At 63.3% G+C, this 23,227-nt stretch carries 24 protein-coding genes and 1 pseudogene; 13 read left to right on the top strand and 12 right to left on the bottom strand.

Features of this window, described 5'->3' with window-relative positions; all coding sequences use genetic code 11:
• Positions 1–59: 59 nt before the first annotated feature.
• Positions 60–524 carry a glycine zipper 2TM domain-containing protein gene (locus KI242_RS06805; protein ID WP_011059627.1) on the bottom strand — a complete coding sequence of 155 codons (465 nt, stop codon included), beginning with the start codon at positions 522–524 and terminating at the stop codon, positions 60–62.
• A gap of 174 nt (positions 525–698) precedes the next feature.
• On the opposite strand from KI242_RS06805, the gene KI242_RS06800 reads away from it, so the two are divergent.
• Positions 699–935, top strand: coding sequence for a hypothetical protein (locus tag KI242_RS06800; RefSeq protein WP_212806003.1), 237 nt, complete (start codon positions 699–701; stop codon positions 933–935).
• Positions 936–947: 12 nt separating this feature from the next.
• Here the strand turns inward: KI242_RS06800 and pdxH are convergent, their stop codons facing one another.
• From pdxH to dinG, 5 genes are all read right to left on the bottom strand, one after another.
• Entirely contained in the window at positions 948–1,595 is a 648-nt protein-coding gene (gene pdxH / locus KI242_RS06795) for a pyridoxamine 5'-phosphate oxidase (RefSeq protein WP_011059625.1), read from the bottom strand.
• 23 nt (positions 1,596–1,618) lie between these two features.
• Positions 1,619–2,869: an OmpA family protein gene (locus tag KI242_RS06790; RefSeq protein ID WP_053149407.1), complete on the bottom strand. Its 1,251-nt coding sequence runs from the start codon at positions 2,867–2,869 to the stop codon at positions 1,619–1,621.
• A gap of 140 nt (positions 2,870–3,009) precedes the next feature.
• Positions 3,010–4,155: an EstA family serine hydrolase gene (locus KI242_RS06785; protein WP_019094465.1), complete on the bottom strand. Its 1,146-nt coding sequence runs from the start codon at positions 4,153–4,155 to the stop codon at positions 3,010–3,012.
• 160 nt (positions 4,156–4,315) lie between these two features.
• The gene (locus KI242_RS06780; protein WP_053156658.1) at positions 4,316–6,703 is read right to left on the bottom strand and encodes a beta-galactosidase; all 2,388 of its coding nucleotides are present in this window, start codon (positions 6,701–6,703) and stop codon (positions 4,316–4,318) included.
• A 93-nt stretch (positions 6,704–6,796) separates the two neighbouring features.
• A complete protein-coding gene (dinG, locus tag KI242_RS06775; RefSeq protein ID WP_011059621.1) occupies positions 6,797–8,941 on the bottom strand; it encodes an ATP-dependent DNA helicase DinG in 2,145 nt (714 codons plus the stop codon).
• Positions 8,942–9,040: 99 nt separating this feature from the next.
• Here dinG and KI242_RS06770 point away from each other — a divergent pair, with 99 nt between their 5' ends.
• Positions 9,041–9,505: a CopD family protein gene (locus KI242_RS06770; RefSeq protein ID WP_011059620.1), complete on the top strand. Its 465-nt coding sequence runs from the start codon at positions 9,041–9,043 to the stop codon at positions 9,503–9,505.
• 60 nt (positions 9,506–9,565) lie between these two features.
• On the opposite strand, the gene KI242_RS06765 is transcribed toward KI242_RS06770, so the two are convergent.
• From KI242_RS06765 to KI242_RS06755, 3 genes are all read right to left on the bottom strand, one after another.
• Positions 9,566–10,324: a hypothetical protein gene (locus tag KI242_RS06765; RefSeq protein WP_015634398.1), complete on the bottom strand. Its 759-nt coding sequence runs from the start codon at positions 10,322–10,324 to the stop codon at positions 9,566–9,568.
• Positions 10,317–10,595 carry a DUF1145 domain-containing protein gene (locus tag KI242_RS06760; protein ID WP_011059618.1) on the bottom strand — a complete coding sequence of 93 codons (279 nt, stop codon included), beginning with the start codon at positions 10,593–10,595 and terminating at the stop codon, positions 10,317–10,319. The genes KI242_RS06765 and KI242_RS06760 overlap by 8 nt, the downstream gene beginning before the upstream one ends.
• A gap of 249 nt (positions 10,596–10,844) precedes the next feature.
• Positions 10,845–11,534 carry an OmpA family protein gene (locus KI242_RS06755; protein WP_011059617.1) on the bottom strand — a complete coding sequence of 230 codons (690 nt, stop codon included), beginning with the start codon at positions 11,532–11,534 and terminating at the stop codon, positions 10,845–10,847.
• Between the two features lie 190 nt (positions 11,535–11,724).
• On the opposite strand from KI242_RS06755, the gene KI242_RS06750 reads away from it, so the two are divergent.
• From KI242_RS06750 to KI242_RS06735, 4 genes are all read left to right on the top strand, one after another.
• On the top strand, positions 11,725–12,222 hold the full coding sequence (locus tag KI242_RS06750) for a DUF6231 family protein (RefSeq protein ID WP_011059616.1): 498 nt from the start codon (positions 11,725–11,727) through the stop codon (positions 12,220–12,222).
• A 4-nt stretch (positions 12,223–12,226) separates the two neighbouring features.
• Complete coding sequence (locus KI242_RS06745; RefSeq protein ID WP_011059615.1) at positions 12,227–12,703, top strand: YchJ family protein; 477 nt, start codon at positions 12,227–12,229, stop codon at positions 12,701–12,703.
• 64 nt (positions 12,704–12,767) lie between these two features.
• Positions 12,768–13,253, top strand: a complete 486-nt coding sequence (locus KI242_RS06740; RefSeq protein WP_015634397.1) for an LEA type 2 family protein — start codon at positions 12,768–12,770, stop codon at positions 13,251–13,253.
• A gap of 6 nt (positions 13,254–13,259) precedes the next feature.
• Positions 13,260–13,460 carry an SEC-C metal-binding domain-containing protein gene (locus tag KI242_RS06735; RefSeq protein WP_007923047.1) on the top strand — a complete coding sequence of 67 codons (201 nt, stop codon included), beginning with the start codon at positions 13,260–13,262 and terminating at the stop codon, positions 13,458–13,460.
• A gap of 38 nt (positions 13,461–13,498) precedes the next feature.
• On the opposite strand, the pseudogene KI242_RS06730 reads toward KI242_RS06735, so the two are convergent.
• Positions 13,499–14,066: pseudogene (locus KI242_RS06730) on the bottom strand (cysteine hydrolase family protein).
• 141 nt (positions 14,067–14,207) lie between these two features.
• On the opposite strand from KI242_RS06730, the gene KI242_RS06725 reads away from it, so the two are divergent.
• The 7 genes from KI242_RS06725 (at position 14,208) to KI242_RS06695 (ending at position 22,033) form a co-directional block, all read left to right on the top strand.
• A complete protein-coding gene (locus KI242_RS06725; RefSeq protein WP_011059612.1) occupies positions 14,208–14,849 on the top strand; it encodes a glutathione binding-like protein in 642 nt (213 codons plus the stop codon).
• 233 nt (positions 14,850–15,082) lie between these two features.
• Positions 15,083–17,512: a penicillin acylase family protein gene (locus tag KI242_RS06720; protein ID WP_212806002.1), complete on the top strand. Its 2,430-nt coding sequence runs from the start codon at positions 15,083–15,085 to the stop codon at positions 17,510–17,512.
• 325 nt (positions 17,513–17,837) lie between these two features.
• The gene (locus tag KI242_RS06715) at positions 17,838–18,620 is read left to right on the top strand and encodes a transporter substrate-binding domain-containing protein (protein WP_011059610.1); all 783 of its coding nucleotides are present in this window, start codon (positions 17,838–17,840) and stop codon (positions 18,618–18,620) included.
• 56 nt (positions 18,621–18,676) lie between these two features.
• Positions 18,677–19,405: an ABC transporter permease gene (locus tag KI242_RS06710; RefSeq protein ID WP_011059609.1), complete on the top strand. Its 729-nt coding sequence runs from the start codon at positions 18,677–18,679 to the stop codon at positions 19,403–19,405.
• Positions 19,402–20,112 (top strand): ABC transporter permease, encoded by a 711-nt coding sequence (locus tag KI242_RS06705; RefSeq protein ID WP_011059608.1) that lies wholly within the window; start codon positions 19,402–19,404, stop codon positions 20,110–20,112. The genes KI242_RS06710 and KI242_RS06705 overlap by 4 nt, the downstream gene beginning before the upstream one ends.
• A 23-nt stretch (positions 20,113–20,135) precedes the next feature.
• Positions 20,136–21,254 carry a succinylglutamate desuccinylase/aspartoacylase family protein gene (locus KI242_RS06700; protein WP_125062675.1) on the top strand — a complete coding sequence of 373 codons (1,119 nt, stop codon included), beginning with the start codon at positions 20,136–20,138 and terminating at the stop codon, positions 21,252–21,254.
• A gap of 14 nt (positions 21,255–21,268) precedes the next feature.
• Positions 21,269–22,033 (top strand): ATP-binding cassette domain-containing protein, encoded by a 765-nt coding sequence (locus tag KI242_RS06695; RefSeq protein WP_123430417.1) that lies wholly within the window; start codon positions 21,269–21,271, stop codon positions 22,031–22,033.
• A 52-nt stretch (positions 22,034–22,085) separates the two neighbouring features.
• On the opposite strand, the gene KI242_RS06690 is transcribed toward KI242_RS06695, so the two are convergent.
• Both KI242_RS06690 and dcd read right to left on the bottom strand, forming a co-directional pair.
• Positions 22,086–22,298 carry a hypothetical protein gene (locus tag KI242_RS06690; RefSeq protein ID WP_011059605.1) on the bottom strand — a complete coding sequence of 71 codons (213 nt, stop codon included), beginning with the start codon at positions 22,296–22,298 and terminating at the stop codon, positions 22,086–22,088.
• Positions 22,299–22,404: 106 nt separating this feature from the next.
• The gene (gene dcd / locus KI242_RS06685; RefSeq protein WP_011059604.1) at positions 22,405–22,971 is read right to left on the bottom strand and encodes a dCTP deaminase; all 567 of its coding nucleotides are present in this window, start codon (positions 22,969–22,971) and stop codon (positions 22,405–22,407) included.
• Between the last annotated feature and the right edge of the window lie 256 nt (positions 22,972–23,227).

The raw sequence follows: 23,227 nt of genomic DNA, 5'->3' as shown, positions 1-23,227 counted from the left end.
TGAAAACACAAAACCCCGACCAGTTGCCTGGCCGGGGTTTTGTTTTGTAGCAGGGAGGGTCAGCGGGTAACGCGGCTGGTACCGTTGACCGTCATGATGCGCACGCGGTCGCCCACGCGGAACACTTCGTTTTCCTGAACCTGCTGCACATAGGCACGCATGCTGCCGTCGTCTTCACGCACGGTGATTTCAACGCCCTGGGTACGGGTCAGGCCTTCTTCAGTGGCCGAGCCCAGCAGGCCGCCGGCTACTGCACCGATGACTGCGGTGACGATGCTGCCACGGCCGCCGCCGATGGCGCTGCCGCCAACGCCGCCGATCACAGCACCTGCAGCGCCGCCGATCGGGGTCTTGGTGCCTTCGATTTTCACCGGACGCAGGGATTCGATGGTGCCCATGCGCACGGTTTGCACACGACGCGCTTCATCACGGGAATAGGAGTCACCGGTCAGGTTGGAGGCACAGCCACCGAGCAACATTGCCATCGTGGTGAAGGATGCAACCAGCAAAACAGACTTACGCATAGGATCAACTCCAAAGGACAGATAATCATTAGACTCCGCAGCTTGACGCCTGTCACGGCGTCGCCCGGATAAAATTGCTTTCATTCAGCCAAAGTACAGGCTGCGTAAACGCCAGGCTTTCTCATTACGGTAGCTCCAGCTCCCTGCATAGCGCCACCGAACAAAGGATTTTCCATGGACTACTTCATCATCATCGCGACCACCGCAGCTGGCTTGTATTTCCACTGGTGGCTGTATGTACGCATCAAGCGTTGGACCGATCGGGACCTGGCCCTCTCCCTGACCGGAACCGATGCCCAGAAGAAGCAATTCATGCTGGAGCAACTGGCCGAGGCCCAGCGCCAGAAAGTAAAACGCCGGGACCTGCCGCAATGGCTGGAAACCGCTGCGGCCGGCTACCCCGGCGAGTGACCTGCAATCCGATCAAGGAGCCAGACGTTCGCGGACCCACTCCTGGCCTTGCAGGCGATAGTTCAAACGGTCATGCAGTCGGCTGGGGCGCCCCTGCCAGAACTCGATGCGCTCCGGCAGCAGGCGATAACCACCCCAGTGTTCCGGGCAATCGGGCTGGCTATCGCTGAAGCGAGCCTCAGTGGCCTTGAGCAACTCTTGCAGTTCGTCACGATCGGCGATCACCCGGCTCTGCGGTGAAGCCCAGGCTCCCAGCCGGCTGCCCAGGGGACGCACCTGATAATAGGCATCGGACTCCTGTGGAGTGACCTTGACCACCCGCCCTTCAATCCGCACCTGACGCTCCAGGGTCGGCCAGAAGAACGTCATGGCGGCGAAGGGCCGTGCAGCCAGCTGCTGGCCCTTGGCGCTCTCGTAGTTGGTGAAGAAGGTGAAGCCCTGCTCATCCAGGCCCTTGAGCAACAGGATGCGGCAGTGAGGGCGACCATCGGTATCGACGGTCGCCACGGTCATGGCATTGGCTTCCACCGGCGGTTGCTCGGTTTTCACCGCATCGGCAAACCACTGGTGGAACAGCGCAAAAGGTTCAGCCGGGGCCTGCGCCTCGGACAAGCCGTCGCGAGTGTAGTCGCGGCGCATATCAGCCAGGGACTGAGTCATGCCTGCTTCCTTATCCTTGAAAATCAGTTTTTAGCCTGGGCGGTAGCCGTTGCGGTCTTCGAAGAGGCGGCGGCCTTCTTCACCGGAGCCTTCTTGGCTGCCGGCTTCTTGGCCACGGTAGCCTTCTTCGCAGGCGCCGCTTTCTTGGCAGAAGCCGCGGGTACTGGAGGCACGGCATCCTGTACGGCAACCATTTCAGTCTCGGAAGGCGTCGGCTGGTTGTACTTGCTCAGCAGGCCCAGCATGGTGCTGCGCTGGGTCAGCATGATTTCTACCCGACGGTTCAGCGAGCGACCCTGGGGGCTGTCGTTGGCGGCACGCGGCATCACCGAACCCATGCCACGCAGCATCAGGCGGTCCTGCTTCAGGCCGCTGAGGCTGAAGATTGCCGCTACGGACTGGGCACGATCACGGCTCAGCTTCTGGTTGGCCAGGGTCGGGCCGGTGGCGTCGGCATGGCCGAGAATCAATACGGCAGTCTTCGGATCACCTTCCACCGCCTTGGCGACGCGGGTGAACGGACCCAGGGTGACCGGCAGCAGCATGGCTGGACGATCCGGGTTGAACGAGGCATCTACCAGCGCAGTGACCACCAGCACGTTTTCACGACGCTCGATCTGCAGCTTGCTGTCCTTCACCGCTTCGCGCAGGCGTGGCTCGTAGTCGTCCAGCCAGGCTTGGGTGATTTTCGGGTCGGGCATCGGGATGTCCGCCACATTGACCTTGCTCAAAGGCTTGGGCTGGCTCTTGGGGAACGGCCACCACCAGTGGGTTTCGGAGTCGGCTGCCGCTGCCACTGCCGGCGCTGGGGCAGGCTCGGCCTTCTTCGCTTCGGCCACTGGCTTGTCGGAAGAATCCTTGGAGGAGAACGGCCACCACCACTTGCTGCTCTCGGCCTTGGCGGCAGGAGCGGCAGGGGCTGCGGCAACGACCGGCGCTGGAGCTGGAGCGGGCTCGGCAGCAGCGACAGGCGCCGGCTTGGCGCCAGCAGCGGCCTTGGCGGCAGGGGCCGGGTGCTTGCCAGCGGCTGTGTTCTTGGCAGCAGGGGCCGGTGCAGCGGCCTTGGCCACTACCGCAGGCTTGCTTGCAGAAGCGGCAGGTGCGGCTTCAGTGGTGGCAACCGGCTTTTCAGGCGCAGCTGGGGTTTCCTTGCTGCTGGCCTTATCGGAGCCGAATGACCACCAGTGGCCGCCATCCGCTTCATTTTGTGGGGTTTGCGCGCAACCGGTGACGGTCAGGCAGATGGCCAAGGCTAGAGACTTGTTCGACGACATGGGATATCCACAAAATGAGATAAAAAATTCGGTCTAAACAACCGTTACAAACAGACGCTTGGAAATTATAAAAGCCACAGGGTTCCATCCTGCAGCTTTCCAAGCATGTTTAAGCAAAAAAGTTCTTAACAGCAACCTTTTTACAGACAATCCGACAAAACCCGCACCAGCTTCTGTGCCCGAGGGTCCATCAATACATAGGGCCCCAGGGTATTTGTCACAAAACCGAACGCCACATCATGCTCCGGGTCAGCAAAACCGATGGAGCCCCCTGCCCCCGGATGCCCGAACGCCCGCGCGCCCAGGCCAAAGGTGGCATTGGCTACCTGGGGCTGGTCGAGCATGCAACCCAGGCCGAAGCGGGTCTGGGTCAGCAACGTCTTGTCCATGCCCAGGCTGTGTTCCCGAGTCAGCTCTTCGAGCATGTCGGCTTCCAGCAAACTGCCGTCCAGCAGGCCGCTGTAGAACCCGGCGAGGCTGCGGGCATTGCCGTGGCCGTTGGCCGCCGGCTGCTGCATGCGCCGCCACTCGGGTTTATTGGTGCTGGTCAGGATAGACGGTGGATTGGTAAATGCCCGAGTACTCATCGCATCGGGTTCGCGCATGGTGACTTGCAGCAGGCGCTGGGCCGCAGCATCGCCGATGTTGCCCTTGCCACGGGCGATATGCGCCACGCGGTAGAACTCCTCATCGGCCAGGCCGACATGGAAGTCCAACCCCAAAGGCCTGGCGACCCGGGCCACGATGGACTCCCCCGGCCCGCGCCCATCGGCACGCCGGATCAACTCGCCCACCAGCCAGCCATAGGTGATGGCTGCGTAGCCGTGCCCCTCACCGGGCGTCCACCAGGGCTGCTCGGCGGCCAGGGCATCGACCATGGTCTGCCATTCGTAAAGGGCTTGCGCGGGCAACAGCTCGCGCACTGCCGGCAGGCCGGCCTGATGGCAGAGCAACTGGCGCAAAGTAATGGCTGCCTTGCCCGCCGCGGCGAATTCCGGCCAGTAGTCGGCCACGGGCGCATCCAGCTTGAGCTTGCCCTCGGCCACCAACTGCAGCGCGGTGACCGCGGTAAAGGTCTTGGTGCAGGAGAACAGGTTGGCGATGGTGTCGCTGTGCCAGGCCTCGGCGCCGTCCTTGTCCGCGGTACCGGCCCACAGGTCGATGACGGTTTCCCCGCCGACCTGGATGCACAGCGCCGCGCCGCGCTCCTGGGAGTCCTCGAACAGGGCGGCGAACGCCTCGCGTACCGCTTCGAATTTAAGCTCGTAATGACCTTGAATCTGCACCCCTGACTCCCCCTGCAACAATGCTCGACAACGTGGCGCGCATTGTTCCAGCCCCGAAGGCATTTGGGAACAGCCGGCGAGCTGCCGGCTATCACCGGCAAACCCTCGTTTCAGAGGGCTGCCCGGGGTTTCCCGGAAAGCCGCTCAGGCCTTGTGAACGTCAATGACCGTTGCCGGCATGGCCTCCGGCGTGCCCGCCCGGGCCCTTACCGGCGCGGCCTTTGTCAGCACCATCGCCCCCATGCTCACCAGCCACGGCCTGCTCCGCCTCGACCCGAGCCTGCTCCGCGGCCTTGCCCAACTGATCAATGGCCTGCAGGTTGCTCTTGCGCACGCTGTCGACAAAGCCCTGGAACGGCACATCGGTGATGCCCACCAGGCCGAAATGGCCGTTTTCACCGTCCAGCAAGCGCCCGGTCACCGGCTGGTCCAGGTACTGGAACCAGTGCACGCCGACAATCGACGGCTCGCTGACCGCCTGCTTGAGGAAGTTGGCATAGGCCGGGCCACGGTCCTCTTCCCGGGCCAGCTCGGTCACACCGCCCCAGAACGGACCGCGATCCCGGGAACCGAAGTTGAACTCGGTCACCAGTACCGGCTTGTCGAGGCTGCGCAGGTAGGCAAAGTCCTGACCGTCCTGGGGCTTGAGGGTGTACATGTTGAAGCTCAGGACATCGCAGTACTGGGCGCAGGAAGCCACGGCCTCAGGGTTGCTCACGGCAAACCGCCCGCCCAGCAGCAGGTGGTTGGGGGCGTGCCATTTCAGCGAGTCGGAGATGGTCTTGAAGTAGGTATCGGCGAAGACCTTCTGGAAATACTTGAAATCGGCCTCGATCTCCGGGTGCTCCGGGCTCGGCAACGGCGGCACGAAACCCGGGTCTTCCATCAACTCCCAGGCCGGCAGGTCGATGCCCCAGGCTTTCGACAGCCCGGCCTGGTTGCGGTACTTGTCCCGCAGTTGCTTGAGAAACGCGCGCTTGGCCGGTACGTCGGTGGTCAGGCGCAGGGTGCCGTAGGCCAGGGCATAGCGGGATTTGGCATCGTCGCCGGGGCCGGCCCAGGCCAATTCGTTGTCGGCAAAGTAGCCGATCAGCCAGGGGTCGTCCCGATGGTCGCGGGCGGCAATGGCCACGGCACGTTCGGTGGCCATGGCAAAGCGCGGGTCGAAAGGATCCGGCATGCCGCCCCACCAGTCACTGCCGGTGCTGATGCTGGCGTAATCACCCACGATCGACAGCGGCAAGGTGTAAGGCACCCGGTCGGCCAGCCCCAGGGCCGGAGCGCTCCAGTTGCCGATGGTATTGAAGCCCCAGGCCTGCAAGCGGTCCAGGGTGTGGCCAACCCAGCGTTTCTGGTCGAAGGCCGGTGCCACGCAAGGAGTTGCCTGGGGCGCCGGCGAGGTGTCGGCCGGCGCCTGCTGCGCAGTGGCACTGTCCGCGGTGCAGGGCTTGCCGTAGGTCCGTTGCAGGTTGGCCTGATAGAAGTCATACCAGCGCCCTGAACCATAGCCACGGCCCTGGTCGGCGCCATTGCCGCCACGGTTGTCGCCTTCACCGTAATACGCCGCCAGGGGTTCGTCGTCCTTGGGCAAGGCACCGAACATCCATTCCCGGCCCGCGACATAGGTCTGGTTGTTGTCGGGCGCCACAGTATTGACCCCCAGGGAATAGAACGGATGCCCCTGCGGGGTCACGAGGAACCAGCGGCCATCTCGTTTTTCCGTGCGAAAGAAGCCGCTGGCCTTGAAGCTCGGCCCCTTGTTCCAGCCACCGTAGCTGTCCAGCGAAGCCTTCTCGCGCTCCCCCAGCCAGCCCTGGAGCTGTTGCTGCTCCTTGGCGTCGGCCGCCTTGAGCTGATCGTCGCTGGTGATTTTTTCCGGCCAGCGGGCCCGGGTCGATTGACCGTAGGCATCCACCAGGGAACCGTAGACCGCCTTGATCACCCCCTCGCCGTCCTGCACGCCGAAACGCTCCAGCAGAATGCTCTGGGCCGCCTTGGGGTTGTCCATGGACAAGGTCACCGACACCACCTGGCTGCGGTCCAGCTGCCCTTCACTGCTGGCCAGCAGGATGCGCTGGCCGTCCAGGGTCATCGGCATCGGTGGCGCGGCCTTCATGCCCTGGCTCAGCGGACTGCTGGCCACCAGCGGCACCAGCAGGGTCTGCGCCGGGCCGGCCGGCAGGTCGACGCGGCTGACCAGGGTCTTGCCATCATTGCTCTGGATGGTCACGTAGAGGGTCAGGGCCCAGTTCATCGCGCTCTGGATACGCAGGCTCATCATTCCCGACTGCGACCAGTCCCAGGCCCCGCTCTGGGGCGCCAGGCTCAGGCTCGGCCGGCTCGTGGGGTTGAAGATGATGCGCCGCAGCACTTCGCCTTCGGCCGTTTGCTCTGCGTTGGATTGCGGCAGGCTGGCATCCTGTGTCGCCACCTGCACCACAGCAGCAGGTCGGACAAAGTTGAACAGCGTCTGTTGTCCGGCAGGGGCCGCCCAGACGGGCGCGGCAAACAACAGGGCAAATACAGCGGGCAACGAACGGCGAATCATATGAACCTGGCTCTCCCTAAAGACCGATGAACGGCCGGTGCTGAAGCGGTGACATGAAATAGACAGCACGGCACGCAAATATGCGGGCCGTGCTTAAGATATTTCTCGGCGAAACGGCGGCAAGGCATTGAGGATAGCCTTGCCATAGCGCTGGGTGACCAGACGGCGGTCCAGCAGAGTGATGGTGCCGCGGTCCTGTTCGGTGCGCAGCAGGCGACCGCAGGCCTGGACCAGCTTGAGGGATGCATCCGGCACCGAGATTTCCATGAACGGGTTGCCGCCACGGGCTTCGATCCACTCCGCCAGCGCCGCCTCTACCGGGTCATCCGGCACCGAGAACGGGATCTTGGCGATCACCACGTGTTCGCAGTAGGCCCCGGGCAAGTCCACCCCTTCGGCGAAACTCGCCAGGCCGAACAGCACGCTGGAATCGCCACCGTCGACCCGCGCCTTGTGCTTGTTCAGGGTTTCCTGCTTGGACAGGTTGCCCTGGATGAACACCTGCTTGCGCCAGTCCCGGTCCAGGCCGTCGAACACGTCCTGCATCTGCTTGCGCGAGGAGAACAGCACCAGGGTGCCTCGCGAGCCCTCCACCAGTTCCGGCAGGTCGCGAATGATCGCCGCGGTATGCGCTGGCGCGTCCCGCGGGTCGGCCCGCAGGTCGGGCACCCGCAGCACCCCGGCATCGGCATGGTGGAAAGGGCTCGGCACCACGGCGGTCACGGCCTTTTTCGGCAGGCCGGCACGCATGCGGAAACGGTCGAAAGTGCCCAGGGCAGTCAGGGTCGCCGACGTCACCAGGGCACCGTAGGCCACGTTCCACAGATTGCGTCGGAGCATTTCCGCAGCGAGGATCGGGCTGGCGTTGACCTCGATGTCGAACAGCGAGCCGCTTTCGGCCAGGGTCAGCCAGCGGGCCATGGGCGGATTGTCTTCCGGGTCCTCGACGGTGAACGCGGTCCACAGTTCCCAGTTGCCCGAGGCACGGGCCAGCAGGCTGCCGAACAGCGGGTACCACTCTTCGGCCTGGTTGCTGGCGATACCGATGTTGACCTCGCCATCCATGCCTTCCTTGAGCAACTCGGTCAGGCGGGTGAACAGGTCGGTGAGACGGGAAAAGCCCTTTTTCAGCTCCAGGCCCATCTCGCGCATATGCTCGGGGATCAGCCCGCCGACAAAACGGTGGCGTGGCCGCTCGCGGCCTTCCATGTCTTCGCCGGTGCGGAAATCGGCGATCTGCTCGCAGGCGGTGAACATGAACTGCTGCTGGGTCTTGATCTCCCGCGCCAGCTCCGGCACCTGCTCGATCAGGCGCCCCAGATCACCCGGCAACGGATGCTGGGCCAGCAGCTTGGTGAGGTTCTTGGCGGTCTGCTCCAGCCAGTCGGCAGTGGAGCGCAGGCGGGTGTAATGGGCGAAGTGGCCAATGGCCTTGTCCGGCAGGTGGTGACCTTCGTCGAACACATAGAGAGTGTCGCGCGGGTCCGGCAGCACGGCGCCGCCGCCCAGGGCCAGGTCGGCCAGGACCATGTCGTGGTTGGTGACAATCACATCGACCTTGCCCATGCCCTCCCGAGCCTTATAGAAGGCGCACTGGCCGAAGTTCGGGCAATGGCGGTTGGTGCACTGGCTGTGGTCGGTGGTCAGGCGCGCCCAGTCGGCGTCTTCCAGGGCCGTGGGCCAGCTGTCGCGGTCGCCGTCCCATTTATTGCCGGCGAGTTTTTCGATCATGCTGGTGAACAGCTTCTGGCTGGCTTCATCCACTTCGATCTTGAAGCCTTCTTCCTCGAACAGCTGGGCCGTGGCGGTCTGGGCGTGGCCTTCCTGGAGCAGCATGTCGAGCTTGGACAGGCACATGTAGCGACCACGGCCCTTGGCCAGGGAGAAGCTGAAGTTCAGCCCGCTGTTGCGCATCAGGTCGGGCAGGTCCTTGTAGACGATCTGCTCCTGCAGGGCGACGGTGGCGGTAGCGATCACCAGGCGCTTGCCGGCGGCCTTGGCCGTGGGAATTGCCGCCAGGCTGTAGGCCACGGTCTTGCCGGTACCGGTGCCGGCTTCCACGGCGACCACCGCCGGGTCGCCACTGCGCCGGCCTTCGTCGTCGGTGTCGATATCACCCAGGACCTTGGCCACTTCGGCGATCATCAGGCGCTGGCCGTAACGCGGCTTGAGGCTCTTGGCTTCGAGAAAACGCGAGTAGGCGCCCTGGATCGTGGTTTTGAGTTCGTTGCTGATCATGGTTTTTCGGGCGCACAAAACGCTGGATAAATTTTCAGTGGTTCGAATCGGCCGCTATCATACCCCGCTAATTCATCCCGCGCAGAACGGAGTACCCGAATGACCCCTTTCGCCCTTGCCTACACCCTGCATGTCCTGGCCGCCCTGGTCTGGGTCGGCGGCATGTTCTTCGCCTGGATGGTCCTGCGCCCGGCGGCCATGGTGGCCCTGGAGGGGCCGGCGCGGCTGAAGTTGTGGGCGCAAGTGTTTCCGCGTTTTTTCGTCTGGGTGTGGATCGCCGTGGTGCTGTTGCCGATCAGCGGTATCGGCCTGCTGCATTTGCGCTTCAGCGGCTTTGAAACCGCGCCCAAGTATGTGCAGATCATGATGGGCCTGTACCTGGTGATGACCGCCCTGTTCATCCGCATCCAGTCCCTGCAGTTGCCGGAGCTGCGCAAGGCAGTAGCGGCCGAGGATTGGCCCGCTGGTGCCGCGGCGCTGGGCAAGATCCGCCGGCTGGTGGGCAGCAACCTGATCATCGGCCTGGTGCTGGTCGCCCTGGCGGCGGCCCGGCCGACCTTCTGAAAACAGGCCGCCCGCTACAGAAGCGGGCGGCCGGGCAAGGTTCAACGCAAGCGTTACGGCTTATAGGCGCTGCACCGTCAGCGCGCCAGGCTCGCCGGCTGGGCCAGGCTGCCCCTGGGCGCCGGGCCGTCCGCTCTTGCCACCGTCGGTGCGGTACACCAGGCACCCCTTGGACTTGCCGCCCGCACCCGGCTTGCCACCGGCACCGGCCAGCCCGCCTGCGCCACCATCGACCCAGACCTTGATCTGCTCGCTGGGGAAGTCTCGCGGCAGTTCCACCCGGACCTGGGCGCCTGCCGCACCAGGACGGCCATCGCCGCCATTGTCACCGTCAGCCCCACGCCCCGCGCTGCCCCAGGTGCAGCCCGGTTCCTGGCCATTGGCGCCATCCAGACCGACATAACCCGGCGCACCGGCACCACCCCGGGCGTCCACAGACAGCGTCTCGGCCTGCAACGACTCGATGCGCAGGTTCAGGTTGCGCCCCGGCTTGGCGGCCTTCAGGTAGGTACCCGGCGCGCCTCGGGAAGTGATCTGGCTACCCGCTTCCAGCTCCGCACGGCGGACAGTCAAGTGCAGGCTCTGTTCGGTAGGGACGATGGCGATCCGCGCCTCATGCCCCAGCAGCAGTTCGTCCACCTTGAGCTCGGTGACATTGGCCGGGATCAGCAAGGTGCCATAGTCCGCCACTTCCAGCCGCTCCAGTTGCAGAGTGCTGGCGGTATTGGGCAGACGCATCAGGGAGTTGGTTTCGACCTTGACCACCTGGGCCATGGCCAGGGGGCTGCAGAAAAGAGCCAGCAGGCAGAGCTTACGCATGGTCGGCCTCGACAACGACAGGAGCAGGAAGAGTCTGCAGGTGGAAGATCCCCACCAGCAGGATGTACAGCCGGTCACGCCAGGGATGTGGCCGATCCTTGAGGCTGCCGTTGAACAGCAGCAGTTCCAGCAAATGGGTCAGCAGCAACAGGCTGCCCGCCAGATTCACTAGAAGATGCAGCGGGTTGATCAACGGCCTGGCCAGGTTGATCAGCACCACCAACCAGAAAACCAAGGTCAGAAACTTCCCCAGCCCCCATAAAACCTTCATACGCTCCCCTCGTGAATTATTCTTTGCGCGCACAGTAACGACTTATCCCGGGGGTAAGCCAGAGGGGAATGAAAATTCTTCACGAAGTGGCTGTTTAGCCACCGGATCGACGAGGATCGCCCGTTACAGACAGGCTGAGCCCATCGCCGAGAAGACACCGGGATCAAAGGCTCCTGCGCCATCAGCATGGTCCTGGCACAGGAGCAGAGGCGGCCACGTGCGGCTCGTCGCCGCACAGGCCCTGGGGTTTCAGCGGTTGATCTGGATTTCCGTACGACGGTTCATCGCCCGGCCTTCGGCGGTCTTGTTATCCGCCACTGGCTTGCTTTCACCGGCGCCGGTTACCGAGACGAAGCTGCTGCGGGGAATGCCGTTGCTGATCAGGTACTCCACGACCGAGTGGGCGCGCTTGTCCGAGAGTTTCTGGTTGTAGGCATCGCTGCCGACGCTGTCGGTATGGCCGGTCACTCGCAGTTGGGCACTCGACGCCTCCTGTTTCAGTCGGGTGACAATGGTGTTGAGCTTGGTTTTGTCGGCATCGGTCAGCTTGGCCGAGTCGAAATGGAAGTGCACATCACGAATGACAATGGTTTCTTCCTTGACCACTACCACCTCTTCTACCACCGGTGGCGGTGGTGGGCAGCCGTTGGCATCGACCTGGACGCCTCTGGGTGTGTGGGGGCACTTGTCGCGGCTGTCCGGCACGCCATCGCCGTCCTCGTCGCCATCACCTTTTACCCAGCAGTACGCACCCGCCAGGCCACCGACCACCAGTGCGCCGCCGCCCGCCCACGAGGAGCTTTCGGTGGCGCCCAGCGCCGCGCCCGTGACGCCACCTACCGCGGCGCAGATCGGCCAGTCGGTTTTCTGCAAACCTGCACAACCAGTCAACACACTGGTTAACAGAACCAGGGGTACTGCCGTCCGAATGATGCTCATCTGATTTCTCCTGAGGGATCGGCTCAAGGCCGATTCACGGAGTAAAGACCGCGCATTTCATCTGCGCCAGCACCTGGCTATCACCGGTTTCGCCCCGTAAACACGGGAGGTTCGCCGATTTAGTGGTGAACCGCTCTAGGCCCGCAGATGCCGGCACGCTAGTCTTTAGCGTTCTGACCGAGGAGCTAAGATGAGCGCCGGCATTTCCAACCGTACCCCGCAGCAGGCCCTGGCGGCTTTGCTGGATCGCTACGCACCACAACAGCTGCTGCTGATCGGTGCCAGCGACTTCCCCGCCCTGGCTGCCTTCAAGGAGGCCCACCCCACGACCCAAGTGGCCCAGGCGGCACCCGGCCCTCTGCCTGCGGAACTGGCAGCGCGACGTTTCGACCTGGCCCTGGCCGTGGATTGCCTGGAGCACTTGCCCAAGCGCGACGGCCTGAACCTGCTTGGGGGCATTCGCAACCTCAATGCCAGCCGGATCGCCGTGCTGGCCGACCTGTGTGCCTGCGGCTGGCAGGAAACCGACTTCTATTCCCTGGCGTTGCAGGCCAGCGAACGCTTTCAGCGCGATGAACAGGTCCTGACCCTGTTCACCTACGATCTGCTTGAATACAAGCAAGTGCCCGATTGGCTCAACTCACGATTCTGGGCAAACCCGGAAAACTTTGGAAAGTATTGGTGGTAACACAATGAGTGCCTCGATTTGTCCCTGCGGCAGCGGCAACCTGCTGGATGCCTGCTGCGGCCACTACCATGCCGGCCATCCCGCGCCCTGCGCGGAAGCCCTGATGCGTTCGCGCTACAGTGCCTATGTGCTGGGGCAGGTGGATTACCTGCTGGCCACCACCCTGCCGGCGCAACAGGCGGGCCTGGATCGCCAGTCCATCAGCGACTGGAGCGCCCAAAGCACCTGGCTGGGGTTGCAGGTCGAAAGCTCGGAAGTCTTCGGCGGCCAGCCCGAGCATGCCTTTGTCACCTTTACTGCCCGCTGGCACGACAGCCAGGGCGAGCATAGCCACCGCGAACGCTCATCCTTCGTGCAGAACCAGGGACGCTGGTATTTCATCGACCCCACGGTTCCCCTCAAATCCGGCCGCAACGACGCCTGCCCCTGTGGCAGCGGGCACAAGTTCAAGAAGTGCTGCGCCAGCTATTTCAGCCGCTGAGCCACTACCGGCCGATACCAACCCGGGCCCAGGATGGGCACCGGCATCCAGAGGGAGTCTTGCAATGATCGGTGAGCTGCGAGCGTTACGAACCTTGTGCCTGCTCGGCGCGCTGGGCCTGACGGGTTGTGCCTCCTGGTTCAGCGATGAGTCCGTCGACCCGACGGTGCATCTGGTCAAGGTCGAGGTGGTCAAGGCCAACCTGCTGGAACAACGCTTCACCCTGCACCTGCGGGTGGATAACCCCAACGACAGCGACCTGACCGTGCGTCGCCTGACCTACAAGGTCTACCTGGAGCGCTTCCTGCTCAGCGAAGGCGAGCACGAACACTGGTTCACCGTCACGCCCCACAGCAGCCGCTTTTTCAAGGTGCCGGTGCGGACCAACCTGTGGCCGCAGATCCGCGATGTGGTGAAATTGCTGCGCAAGCCCGAGCGACCTATCCCCTACCGCCTCGAAGGGGAACTGGAAATCGGATTATTCATCGGCCAGGACGTGCACCTGAAGCGCAATGGCGTGATAATTCCCGGCGATTTTATCCCGGAGTAACCCGCAATGACCCAGCAACCTCATGTCCATGGACCTGACTGCAACCACGATCATGACCACCACGATCACGACCATGGCCATGTTCACGGCCCGCACTGCAACCACGCCCACCAGGAGCCGGTACGCAACGCACTGAAAGACGTTGGCCGCAACGACCCTTGCCCATGCGGCAGCAGCAAGAAATTCAAGAAGTGCCACGGCGCCTGACCTGAGCGCGGGCGGGGCCTGCCTGAGCACTTGCGCCTTCAGCTGCGCCCGGCCTCCTGGGCCAGCAACTGCGACAGGTCCAGGACGGTGGCGTACTCGCCATCCAGATTGGCCAGCGACATGGCATGCACCTCCTCGGCACTACGGGCCCGACGGCTGAAGTCGGGCTTGTCGAAGGTGTAGCAGGCGTCGGCCACCACCCACACGGCAAAGCCCAGGTTGCCAGCCGTACGCGCCGTCGACTCCACAGAGTTGTTGGTGGCAACACCGACAATCACCAACCCGGCAATCCCCTCGCGCCGCAAATCCGCTTCCAGCGAATTGGCGCAAAACGCATCCGGCACCTGCTTCTGAACCCGCCATTCCCCGTCCCGGGGCTCAAAGCACGGTTGAAACTCCCCCCGACTGCCCGGGCCAGAACACCGAATCCGGCGAACGCGACAGGTGTTGCACATGGATCACCGGCCAGCCGTGGGCGCGCCAGTGGGCCAGCAGTTCGAGCATCCGCACCTGCGCCTCGGGGTTGTTGCGCGGGCCAAGCCGAGGCTGGAGGATGCCTTGCTGCTGGTCGATGAGCATCAGTGCGGTGCTGGCCGGAAGGGGCATGTTTTTCTCTGTCGAGGTCATTGAATTTGCCGCACTTGAGCATCACTTAGCTGTTCAGGCAAGCCATCGAATGCAGACAGGACGACCTAATGCCGGAGTTTGCTGTCCTTAAGCACAGATACATCCCAATTGGAGCGTTCCATGATCGACCTGTATTACTGGACCACCCCCAACGGCCACAAGATCTCCCTGTTCCTGGAAGAAGCCGGCCTGCCCTACACCCTGTACCCGGTGAACATCGGCCTGGGTGAGCAATTCAAGCCCGAATTCCTGAAGATCGCGCCCAACAACCGCATTCCGGCGATCGTTGACCACCAACCCGCCGATGGCGGCCAGCCACTGTCGCTGTTCGAGTCCGGGGCGATCCTGTTGTACCTCGCGGAAAAGACCGGCCAGTTCCTGCCCCAGGACCTGCGCGGGCGCCAGGAAGCCCTGCAATGGCTGTTCTGGCAGATGGGCGGTTTGGGGCCGATGGCTGGGCAGAATCATCACTTCAGCCAGTTCGCCCCGGAAAAGATCCCCTACGCCATCAAACGTTATGTGGATGAAACCGCGCGCCTGTACGGCGTGCTCGATCGGCGCCTGGCGGACCGCAAGTTCGTCGCCGGCAGCGACTACAGCATTGCCGACATGGCGATCTATCCCTGGATCGCTTCCTACAAGAAGCAGAGCCAGAAACTCGAGGACTTCCCAAATCTGCAGCGCTGGTTCAACAGCATCCAGGCCCGGCCGGCTACCGAGCGGGCCTATGCCCTGGTAGAGCAGGTCAATCCCGCCTCCTGAACCTTGTGCCTGCAGGAGCTGGCTTGCCAGTCACGGTGCCCGCAAGGGCCAGCCAAGGCCAGAAGGCCTCTTCGCCGGCAAGCCGGCTCCTACGGGTTTTGCCAGGCGCTGACGCGCCGGCGATCGCTATTTGCAGCGTCGTCGAGAAATACCTCCTGCCCCCGCTTGCGCGGCACTCGCCTGCTCACTAACGTAGCGCCTTTATCGACGCTACCCCCCGCAGGAGCTTTGCCATGGCCTCGCCAGCCTTCTCACATTTTCTTCCCCGGTTCGGCGTTGCCGCGGCAGTGGCCAGTGCTCTGAGCCTGGCCGGTTGCCAGTCCTGGAACACTCAAGACACCCTGCCCCCCACCTCTGGCGTGCAACCGCTCAAGGGCCTGGCACAGAACGTTTCCGTGCGGCGCAACGCGGTCGGCGTACCGCTGATCGAAAGCAGCAGCTTCCATGACGCCCTGTTCACCCTGGGCTATGTGCACGCCAGCGACCGCATTGGCCAGATGGTGACCCTGCGCCTGCTGGCACAGGGCCGCCTGGCCGAAATGTCCGGTGCCGACGCACTGGAAGTGGACCGCCTGATGCGCGCGATCAACCTGAAGAAAAGCGCCGATGAGCTGTACAAGGCTTCGTCGCCACGGATCAAGCGCTTCTTCGAGGTCTATGCCCGGGGCGTCAACGCCTACCTGTTCCGCTATCGCGACAAGCTGCCGCCGGACCTGGCAGCCCAGGGCTACACCCCCGAATACTGGAAAGCCGAGGATTCGGCGCTGATCTTCTGCCTGCTGAACTTCGGCCAGTCCGCCAACCTGCAAGAAGAGATCAACGCCCTGGGGCTGGCGCAGAAAGTCGGCAGCGACAAACTGCCGTGGCTGACTCCGAGCTATCCCGATGAACCCCTGCCCCTGGCCGAAGCGGACAAGCTCAAGGGCCTGAATCTCACTGTGCCGGGCCTGAACGAAGTCAGCCGCGCCATCAACCGTCTGGCCCAGCTCAACAGCCTGGGCACCCGCGGCGGCAGCAACCTGGCCATCGCCCCACAGCGCAGCCGCACCGGCCGCAGCCTGCTGGCCGCCGACAGCCACCTGCAAGCCTGGTACTACACCCAGATCCGCGCGCCGAAATACCAGGCCGCTGGCGCGTCCATCGCTGGCCTGCCGGCGATTCTCCAGGGCTTCAACGGCAAGGTGGCCTGGAGCATGAGCTCGGTGGAGGGAGACAACCAGGACCTGTTCCTGGAAAAGCTCAAGCGCCAGGGCAACGCCCTGTACTACCAGAACAACGGCAAATGGCAGCCGGTGACCGTGCGCAACGAAACCTACTTCGTCAAAGGCCAGCGGCCGATTCGCGAAGCCGTGTACGAAACCCGCCATGGCCCGCTGCTCAACAGCGCCCTGGGGGCAGCGCTCGGTAACGGTTTCGGCCTGGCCCTGCAGACGCCGGAGCTCAAGGACGACAAGACCCTGGACGCCTTCTTCGACCTGTCCCGGGCGCAGAATGTCGAGAAGGCCTCGGATGCCAGTCGGGAAATCCGCGCCATTGCCCTGAACATGGTGTTTGCCGACGCCAGCAACATCGGCTGGCAGGTCACCGGGCGCTTCCCCAACCGCCGCGAAGGCGAAGGCTTGCTGCCTTCACCGGGTTGGGATGGCCGTTACGACTGGGACGGCTACGCCGACCCGATGCTCCACCCCTACGACCAGGACCCGCCCCAGGGCTGGATCGCCACCGCCAACCAGCGAGTGATCTCGCGGGGCTACGGCATGCAGCTGTCCAATTCCTGGCACGCCCCGGAACGGGCCGAGCGCATGGCCGGTCTGGCCTCCAGCGGCAAGCAGGACAACCGCAGCCTGATCGCCCTGCAGTACGACCAAAGCACCCTGTTCGCCGCCAAACTGAAAAAGATGTTCGAAGCTCCGGGCATGGCCCAGCCGCTGAAGCAGGCCATCGAGGCCTTGCCCGATACCGAACGCGCCAAGGCCAGGGAAGCCTATAGCCGCTTGCTGGCGTTCGACGGCAAGGTCAGCGCCGGCTCGGCCGACGCGGCGTTGTACGAATTGTTCCTGCAGGAGAGCGCCAAGCAGATCTTCCTCGACAAGCTCGGCCCCGAGTCCAGTGACGCCTGGCAAGCCTTCGTCGCCAACGGCAACCTTTCCTACTCGGCCCAGGCCGACCACCTGCTGGGCCAGGAAGACAGCCCGTTCTGGGACGATTCGCGCACCGCGCAAAAGGAAGACAAGCCAGCCATCCTCGCCCGTAGCCTGGCAGCCGCCATCAGCTCCGGCGAGCAACTGCTGGGCGCCGACCGCAAGGCCTGGCAATGGGGCAAGCTGCACAGCTACCAGTGGACCAACGCCAATGGCCGGCAGATCCGTGGCCCGCTTCAGGCCGGGGGCGACCACAACACCATCAACAGCGCCGCGTACCGTTGGGGGCAGGATTTTGCCATCACCGATACACCGGCCCTGCGCTTGATCGTGGATTTCGGCCTCAGCGAACCCTTGATGGGCCTCAACAGCAGCGGCCAGTCCGGCAACCCGGTGAGCCCCAACTATGCCAACGGCATCGACGGCTGGCTCAAGGCCCAGTACCTGAGCCTGCCGATGCAACCGCAGAACTTCGAGCGCAGCTACGGCAAGACCCGCCTGACCCTGGTTCCAGGCAAGTAACCTTCCCCCACCCGCTTGCACGTCCTGTGCAAGCGGGCCTGCTCCAAAACGAACAGCTCACCGGCGCCCTCAACCGCGCTTGGCACTGGCAGCCCTGTCAGTTCGCCCATCGTAGATTGCCCACCCCTTCGCACCTTATTGGCGCCTACCAAAAATCACGCCCCATCTCAGCGCACGGGTTCCCTCATGTCGCTGCTTTCCAGCGCTTTTAAAACACCTGTTCGGGACTCTGGTTCGGAAATTGCTACTTTCATTAAGTCTTATGCGGTCCAGTAACAGTACTCATGCGCCACAAGCGCTCATATTGGTTCTTAGGGATTGAATAATGAAAAAAGCATTGCTGACCCTTTCTGCATTGGCTCTCTGCATGGCCGCCGGCTCCGCGCTGGCCAAGGAATACAAGGAACTGCGCTTCGGCGTCGACCCTTCCTACGCCCCCTTCGAATCCAAGGCCGCCGACGGCAGCCTGGTGGGTTTCGACATCGACCTGGGCAATGCCATCTGTGCCGAGCTGAAGGTCAAGTGCAAGTGGGTCGAAAGTGACTTCGACGGCATGATTCCAGGCCTCAAGGCCAATAAATTCGACGGTGTGATCTCGTCCATGACCGTCACCCCGGCTCGCGAGAAAGTCATCGACTTCTCCAACGAACTGTTTTCCGGCCCCACCGCATTCGTGTTCAAGAAAGGCTCGGGACTGAGCGAAGACACCGCCTCGCTCAAGGGCAAGACCGTCGGCTACGAGCAGGGCACCATTCAGGAAGCCTACGCCAAGGCCGTGCTGGACAAGGCCGGGGTCAAGACCCAGGCCTATCAGAACCAGGACCAGGTCTATGCCGACCTGACTTCCGGGCGCCTCGATGCCTCGATCCAGGACATGCTGCAGGCCGAACTGGGCTTCCTCAAGTCACCGCAAGGCGCTGACTATGAGATCAGCAAGCCGGTGGACGACCCGCTGCTGCCGGCCAAGACCGCGGTGGGTATCTCGAAAGGTAACAAAGAGCTGAAAGCGCTTCTGGATAAAGGTATCAAAGCGTTACACGATGATGGCACCTACGCCACCATCCAGAAAAAACACTTCGGTGACCTGAACCTCTACAGCGGTAAATAACCTGTCGGCGCCCATCCTCGATGGGCGCCTTTTTTATCGCTACGGGTCACAGATCGATGCTCGAAGAACTTCTAAAAAACCTGGGGCTTTCCGCGCTCAGCCTGAAGGGTTTCGGCCCTCTGCTGCTGGAAGGTACCTGGATGACCATCAAGTTGTCGGTGTTGTCGCTGCTGGTCAGCGTTTTGCTGGGGCTGATCGGCGCCAGCGCCAAATTGTCCAGCGTTGCCCTGCTGCGGGTTCCGGCCCAGCTCTACACCACCCTGATCCGCGGCGTACCGGACCTGGTCCTGATGCTGCTGATTTTCTACAGCCTGCAAACCTGGTTGACCTCCTTTACCGATTTCATGGAGTGGGACTACATCGAGATCAACCCCTTCAGCGCCGGGGTGATCACCCTGGGTTTCATCTATGGCGCCTACTTCACCGAAACCTTTCGCGGGGCGATCCTTGCCGTGCCCCGGGGCCAGGTGGAAGCGGCCACCGCCTATGGCCTGAAACGCGGCCAGCGCTTTCGCTTCGTGGTCTTTCCGCAAATGATGCGCTTTGCCCTGCCAGGCATCGGCAACAACTGGATGGTGATGCTCAAGGCCACGGCCCTGGTGTCGATCATTGGCCTGGCCGACCTGGTCAAGGCTGCCCAGGACGCCGGCAAGAGCACCTACCAACTCTTCTACTTCCTGGTTCTGGCGGCGCTGATCTACCTGTTGATCACCAGTGCCTCCAACTTTGTCCTGCGCAGGCTTGAACGGCGCTACGCCGCCGGCGCCCGGGAGGCCGTGCGATGATCGAACTCCTGCAGGAATACTGGCGTCCCTTCCTTTATAGCGATGGCTACCACGTGACCGGCCTGGCCATGACCATGTGGCTGCTCAGTGCCTCGATCTGCATCGGCTTTTTGGTGTCGATCCCGCTGTCCATCGCCCGGGTCTCGCCCAAGCGCTACATCCGCTGGCCGGTGCAGTTCTACACCTACCTGTTTCGTGGCACACCGCTCTATATCCAGTTGCTGATCTGCTACACCGGGATCTACAGCATCGCCGCGATTCGCGCACAGCCAGTCCTGGATGCGTTCTTTCGCGATGCAATGAACTGCACCATCCTTGCCTTCGCCCTGAACACCTGCGCCTACACCACGGAGATCTTCGCCGGGGCGATCCGCAGCATGGCCCACGGCGAAGTCGAAGCGGCCAAGGCCTATGGCCTGAGCGGCTGGAAGCTGTACGCCTATGTGATCATGCCCTCGGCCCTGCGCCGCTCGCTGCCCTACTACAGCAACGAAGTGATCCTGATGCTGCACTCCACCACAGTGGCCTTCACCGCGACCATTCCCGACATTCTGAAAATCGCCCGCGACGCCAACTCGGCGACCTTCCTGACATTTCAGTCGTTCGGCATCGCCGCCATCATCTACCTGTGCGTGACCTTCGCCCTGGTGGGCCTGTTCCGCCTCGCCGAACGCCGCTGGCTGGCCTTCCTCGGGCCGACCCACTAGGACTTGCTGCAGGAAAACCGTCAATGCGCCACGAAATCCACGACCTGCTCGCCCCGCTGCCGGGCACCGCGCGCCAGGTCCACAGCTTTCACTTCGGCCCGCCCCAGGCCGCCGGCAAGGTCTATATCCAGTCCTCCCTGCACGCCGACGAGTTGCCCGGCATGCTGGTGGCCTGGCACCTCAAGCAACACCTGGCCGAGCTGGAAGCCACCGGGCGCCTGCGCCAGGAAATCGTCCTGGTGCCGGTGGCCAATCCGGTGGGCCTGGAACAGGTGCTGATGGATGTGCCTCTGGGCCGCTACCAGCTGGAAAGCGGGCAGAACTTCAACCGCGGCTTCGCCGACCTGGGCGAACAAGTCGGCGATGCCATCGAAGGGCTGCTCAATGCCGACCCTGAACACAACCTTGAACTGATCCGCCGTCACCTGATCGATGCCCTGGCGCGCCAGCGGCCGCAAACCCAACTGCAGTCCCTGCAGTTGACCCTGCAACGGCTGGCCTGCGATGCCGACATGGTGCTGGACCTGCATTGCGACTTCGAGGCTGTGGCGCATCTCTACACCACCCCCGAAGCCTGGCCCCGGGTGGAGCCGCTGGCTCGCTACCTGGGCGCCGAAGCCTGCCTGCTGGCCACCGACTCCGCGGCCTGGTCGTTCGACGAATGCTTCAGCCTGCTGTGGTGGCAACTGCAACAGCGCTTCGGCGAGCGTTTCGCCATCCCGACAGGCAGCTTTGCGGTGACCGTCGAGCTGCGCGGCCAGGGCGACGTCAACCACGGCCTGGCCAGCCTAGACTGCCAGGCCCTGATCGACTACCTGACCCGGCTTGGGGCCATCGCCGGTGAAGCGCCGCCACTGCCCGAGCTGCCCTTCCCGGCCACGCCCCTGGCCGGCGTCGAACCGGTGGCGACCCCGGTAGGCGGGCTGCTGGTGTTCAACGCGCTGCCCGGGGAATACCTGGAAGCCGGGCAACTGGTGGCCGAAATCATCGACCCGATCCACGACCGGGTCACCCCCATCCATTGCAACAACGCCGGGCTCATGTACGCCCGCTCGCTGCGACGCATGGCCACCGCAGGCATGGTGATCGCCCATGTCGCCGGTCGCGAGGCCTATCGCAGCGGTTACCTACTTTCGCCTTGAGGATGCACGCCCCCATGTACAAATTGACCGTTGAAGGCCTGCATAAATGCTATGGCGACAATGAAGTGCTCAAAGGTGTTTCCCTCAAGGCCAGGACCGGCGACGTGATCAGCCTGATCGGCGCCAGCGGCTCGGGCAAGAGCACCTTCCTGCGCTGCATCAACTTTCTCGAAACCCCGGATGACGGCGCCATGAGCCTGGATGGCCAGCAGATCCGCATGGTCAGCGACCGCCACGGCATGCACGTGGCCGACCCGGCCGAGCTGCAGCGGATTCGCACCCGCCTGGCAATGGTGTTCCAGCACTTCAACCTGTGGAGCCACATGACCGTGCTGGAAAACATCACCATGGCCCCGCGCCGGGTGCTGGGGGTCAGCCCCAGGGAGGCCGAGGAACGCGCCCGGCGTTACCTGGACAAGGTCGGCCTGCCGGCACGGGTGGCCAGCCAGTACCCGGCGTTTCTATCCGGCGGCCAGCAGCAACGGGTGGCCATCGCCCGGGCCCTGGCCATGGAGCCGGAGGTCATGCTGTTCGACGAACCCACCTCGGCCCTGGACCCGGAGCTGGTAGGTGAGGTGCTCAAGGTGATCCAGGGCCTGGCCGAAGAGGGGCGGACCATGATCATGGTCACCCACGAGATGAGTTTTGCGCGCAAGGTGTCCAGCCAGGTGCTGTTCCTGCACAAGGGCCTGGTGGAAGAAGAAGGGGCTCCGGAGGACGTGCTGGGCAACCCGAAAAGCGAGCGCTTGCAGCAGTTTCTCAGCGGCAACCTGAAGTAACAGCGGTACCGCGCCCGTTCAGGCTCTGGGCCGGGCGGGCGCGGTACGGGCTTCAGGCGACAGGCGCGGGAGGCGGCTCGTCGGGCAGGGTCGGTTCGCCCGGCTCGGTGGGTTCAAGGGGTTGCGGGGAATCGGGATCCGGCTGGCCGGGAATGCCACCGGCCATGCTGACGGGAGGATGCGCCAGCAGGGTCCAGGCCAGTACGCCAACCTGATTGGGTTCCAGCCTGGCCAAGGTGGCACTGATTCGCGGATCTATCTTCATGAGGGCACTCCTGAGCTGTGCCGGGTACGCCTTGCGCGTACCGGCAGTACCTCCAATAGAGTGCCTGCCGGCTCAGGAATTCCCGCTATTCGTCAGACAGACGAACTCAGGTGCGTGGCAGGGTCACGCCGCGCTGGCCCTGGTATTTGCCGCCACGGTCCTTGTAGGACACTTCGCACTCTTCGTCCGACTCCAGGAACAGCATCTGCGCCACACCTTCGTTGGCGTAGATCTTCGCCGGCAAGGTGGTGGTGTTGGAGAATTCCAGGGTCACGTGGCCTTCCCACTCGGGTTCCAGCGGGGTCACGTTGACGATGATGCCGCAACGGGCATAGGTGCTCTTGCCCAGGCAGATGGTCAGCACGTTGCGCGGAATGCGGAAGTACTCGACGGTGCGTGCCAGGGCAAAGGAGTTAGGCGGAATGATGCAGACGTCGCTCTTGATGTCGACAAAGCTCTTTTCATCGAAGTTCTTCGGATCGACAGTGGCCGAATTGATGTTGGTGAACACCTTGAATTCGTCGGCGCAACGCACGTCGTAGCCGTAGCTCGACACCCCGAAGGAGATCAGCCGATCCTGGCCTTCGCCACGCATCTGGCGCTCTACGAAGGGCTCGATCATGCCGTGCTCTTGCGCCATGCGGCGAATCCACTTGTCCGATTTGATGCTCATGGCGGGTGTCCTGAAATAGCGAGGTGAAAAAAAACGGTCTGGCATCTTACCGGGGCGCGAGGTCGGGTTCAAAGTCTGGGACGTTTTTCTCGCCTCACGCCACGATTTTCAAGGGCTGGGCGACGAGCGCCCCGCCGTCAGTCACGAAAACCGAGAAACCTTCGCACTGACCATTGGCACGTTCAGGAAAAAGGGTTAAGGTGGCGCCACTGTGCTGCTTGTGTCACTGAGAATCTCTACACGATGTTGAATTTCG

It is taken from the genome of Pseudomonas sp. Eqa60, assembly GCF_018326405.1.
In the GTDB taxonomy this organism is placed as follows: domain Bacteria; phylum Pseudomonadota; class Gammaproteobacteria; order Pseudomonadales; family Pseudomonadaceae; genus Aquipseudomonas; species Aquipseudomonas protegens.
Note: the sequence above shows the minus strand (reverse complement) of the source record. Positions and strands in the feature narration are given on the sequence as shown.

Coding starts and splice junctions, on each gene's coding strand:
- KI242_RS06715 (WP_011059610.1), top strand. CDS start 17,838: ATGAAAAAAGCATTGCTGACCCTTTCTGCATTGGCTCTCTGCATGGCC.
- KI242_RS06755 (WP_011059617.1), bottom strand. CDS start 11,534: ATGAGCATCATTCGGACGGCAGTACCCCTGGTTCTGTTAACCAGTGTG.
- KI242_RS06770 (WP_011059620.1), top strand. CDS start 9,041: ATGACCCCTTTCGCCCTTGCCTACACCCTGCATGTCCTGGCCGCCCTG.
- KI242_RS06750 (WP_011059616.1), top strand. CDS start 11,725: ATGAGCGCCGGCATTTCCAACCGTACCCCGCAGCAGGCCCTGGCGGCT.
- KI242_RS06705 (WP_011059608.1), top strand. CDS start 19,402: ATGATCGAACTCCTGCAGGAATACTGGCGTCCCTTCCTTTATAGCGAT.
- KI242_RS06745 (WP_011059615.1), top strand. CDS start 12,227: ATGAGTGCCTCGATTTGTCCCTGCGGCAGCGGCAACCTGCTGGATGCC.
- KI242_RS06690 (WP_011059605.1), bottom strand. CDS start 22,298: ATGAAGATAGATCCGCGAATCAGTGCCACCTTGGCCAGGCTGGAACCC.
- dcd (WP_011059604.1), bottom strand. CDS start 22,971: ATGAGCATCAAATCGGACAAGTGGATTCGCCGCATGGCGCAAGAGCAC.
- pdxH (WP_011059625.1), bottom strand. CDS start 1,595: ATGACTCAGTCCCTGGCTGATATGCGCCGCGACTACACTCGCGACGGC.
- KI242_RS06695 (WP_123430417.1), top strand. CDS start 21,269: ATGTACAAATTGACCGTTGAAGGCCTGCATAAATGCTATGGCGACAAT.
- KI242_RS06740 (WP_015634397.1), top strand. CDS start 12,768: ATGATCGGTGAGCTGCGAGCGTTACGAACCTTGTGCCTGCTCGGCGCG.
- KI242_RS06710 (WP_011059609.1), top strand. CDS start 18,677: ATGCTCGAAGAACTTCTAAAAAACCTGGGGCTTTCCGCGCTCAGCCTG.
- KI242_RS06805 (WP_011059627.1), bottom strand. CDS start 524: ATGCGTAAGTCTGTTTTGCTGGTTGCATCCTTCACCACGATGGCAATG.
- KI242_RS06765 (WP_015634398.1), bottom strand. CDS start 10,324: ATGCGTAAGCTCTGCCTGCTGGCTCTTTTCTGCAGCCCCCTGGCCATG.
- KI242_RS06790 (WP_053149407.1), bottom strand. CDS start 2,869: ATGTCGTCGAACAAGTCTCTAGCCTTGGCCATCTGCCTGACCGTCACC.
- KI242_RS06800 (WP_212806003.1), top strand. CDS start 699: ATGGACTACTTCATCATCATCGCGACCACCGCAGCTGGCTTGTATTTC.
- KI242_RS06720 (WP_212806002.1), top strand. CDS start 15,083: ATGGCCTCGCCAGCCTTCTCACATTTTCTTCCCCGGTTCGGCGTTGCC.
- KI242_RS06760 (WP_011059618.1), bottom strand. CDS start 10,595: ATGAAGGTTTTATGGGGGCTGGGGAAGTTTCTGACCTTGGTTTTCTGG.
- KI242_RS06700 (WP_125062675.1), top strand. CDS start 20,136: ATGCGCCACGAAATCCACGACCTGCTCGCCCCGCTGCCGGGCACCGCG.
- KI242_RS06725 (WP_011059612.1), top strand. CDS start 14,208: ATGATCGACCTGTATTACTGGACCACCCCCAACGGCCACAAGATCTCC.
- KI242_RS06780 (WP_053156658.1), bottom strand. CDS start 6,703: ATGATTCGCCGTTCGTTGCCCGCTGTATTTGCCCTGTTGTTTGCCGCG.
- KI242_RS06735 (WP_007923047.1), top strand. CDS start 13,260: ATGACCCAGCAACCTCATGTCCATGGACCTGACTGCAACCACGATCAT.
- dinG (WP_011059621.1), bottom strand. CDS start 8,941: ATGATCAGCAACGAACTCAAAACCACGATCCAGGGCGCCTACTCGCGT.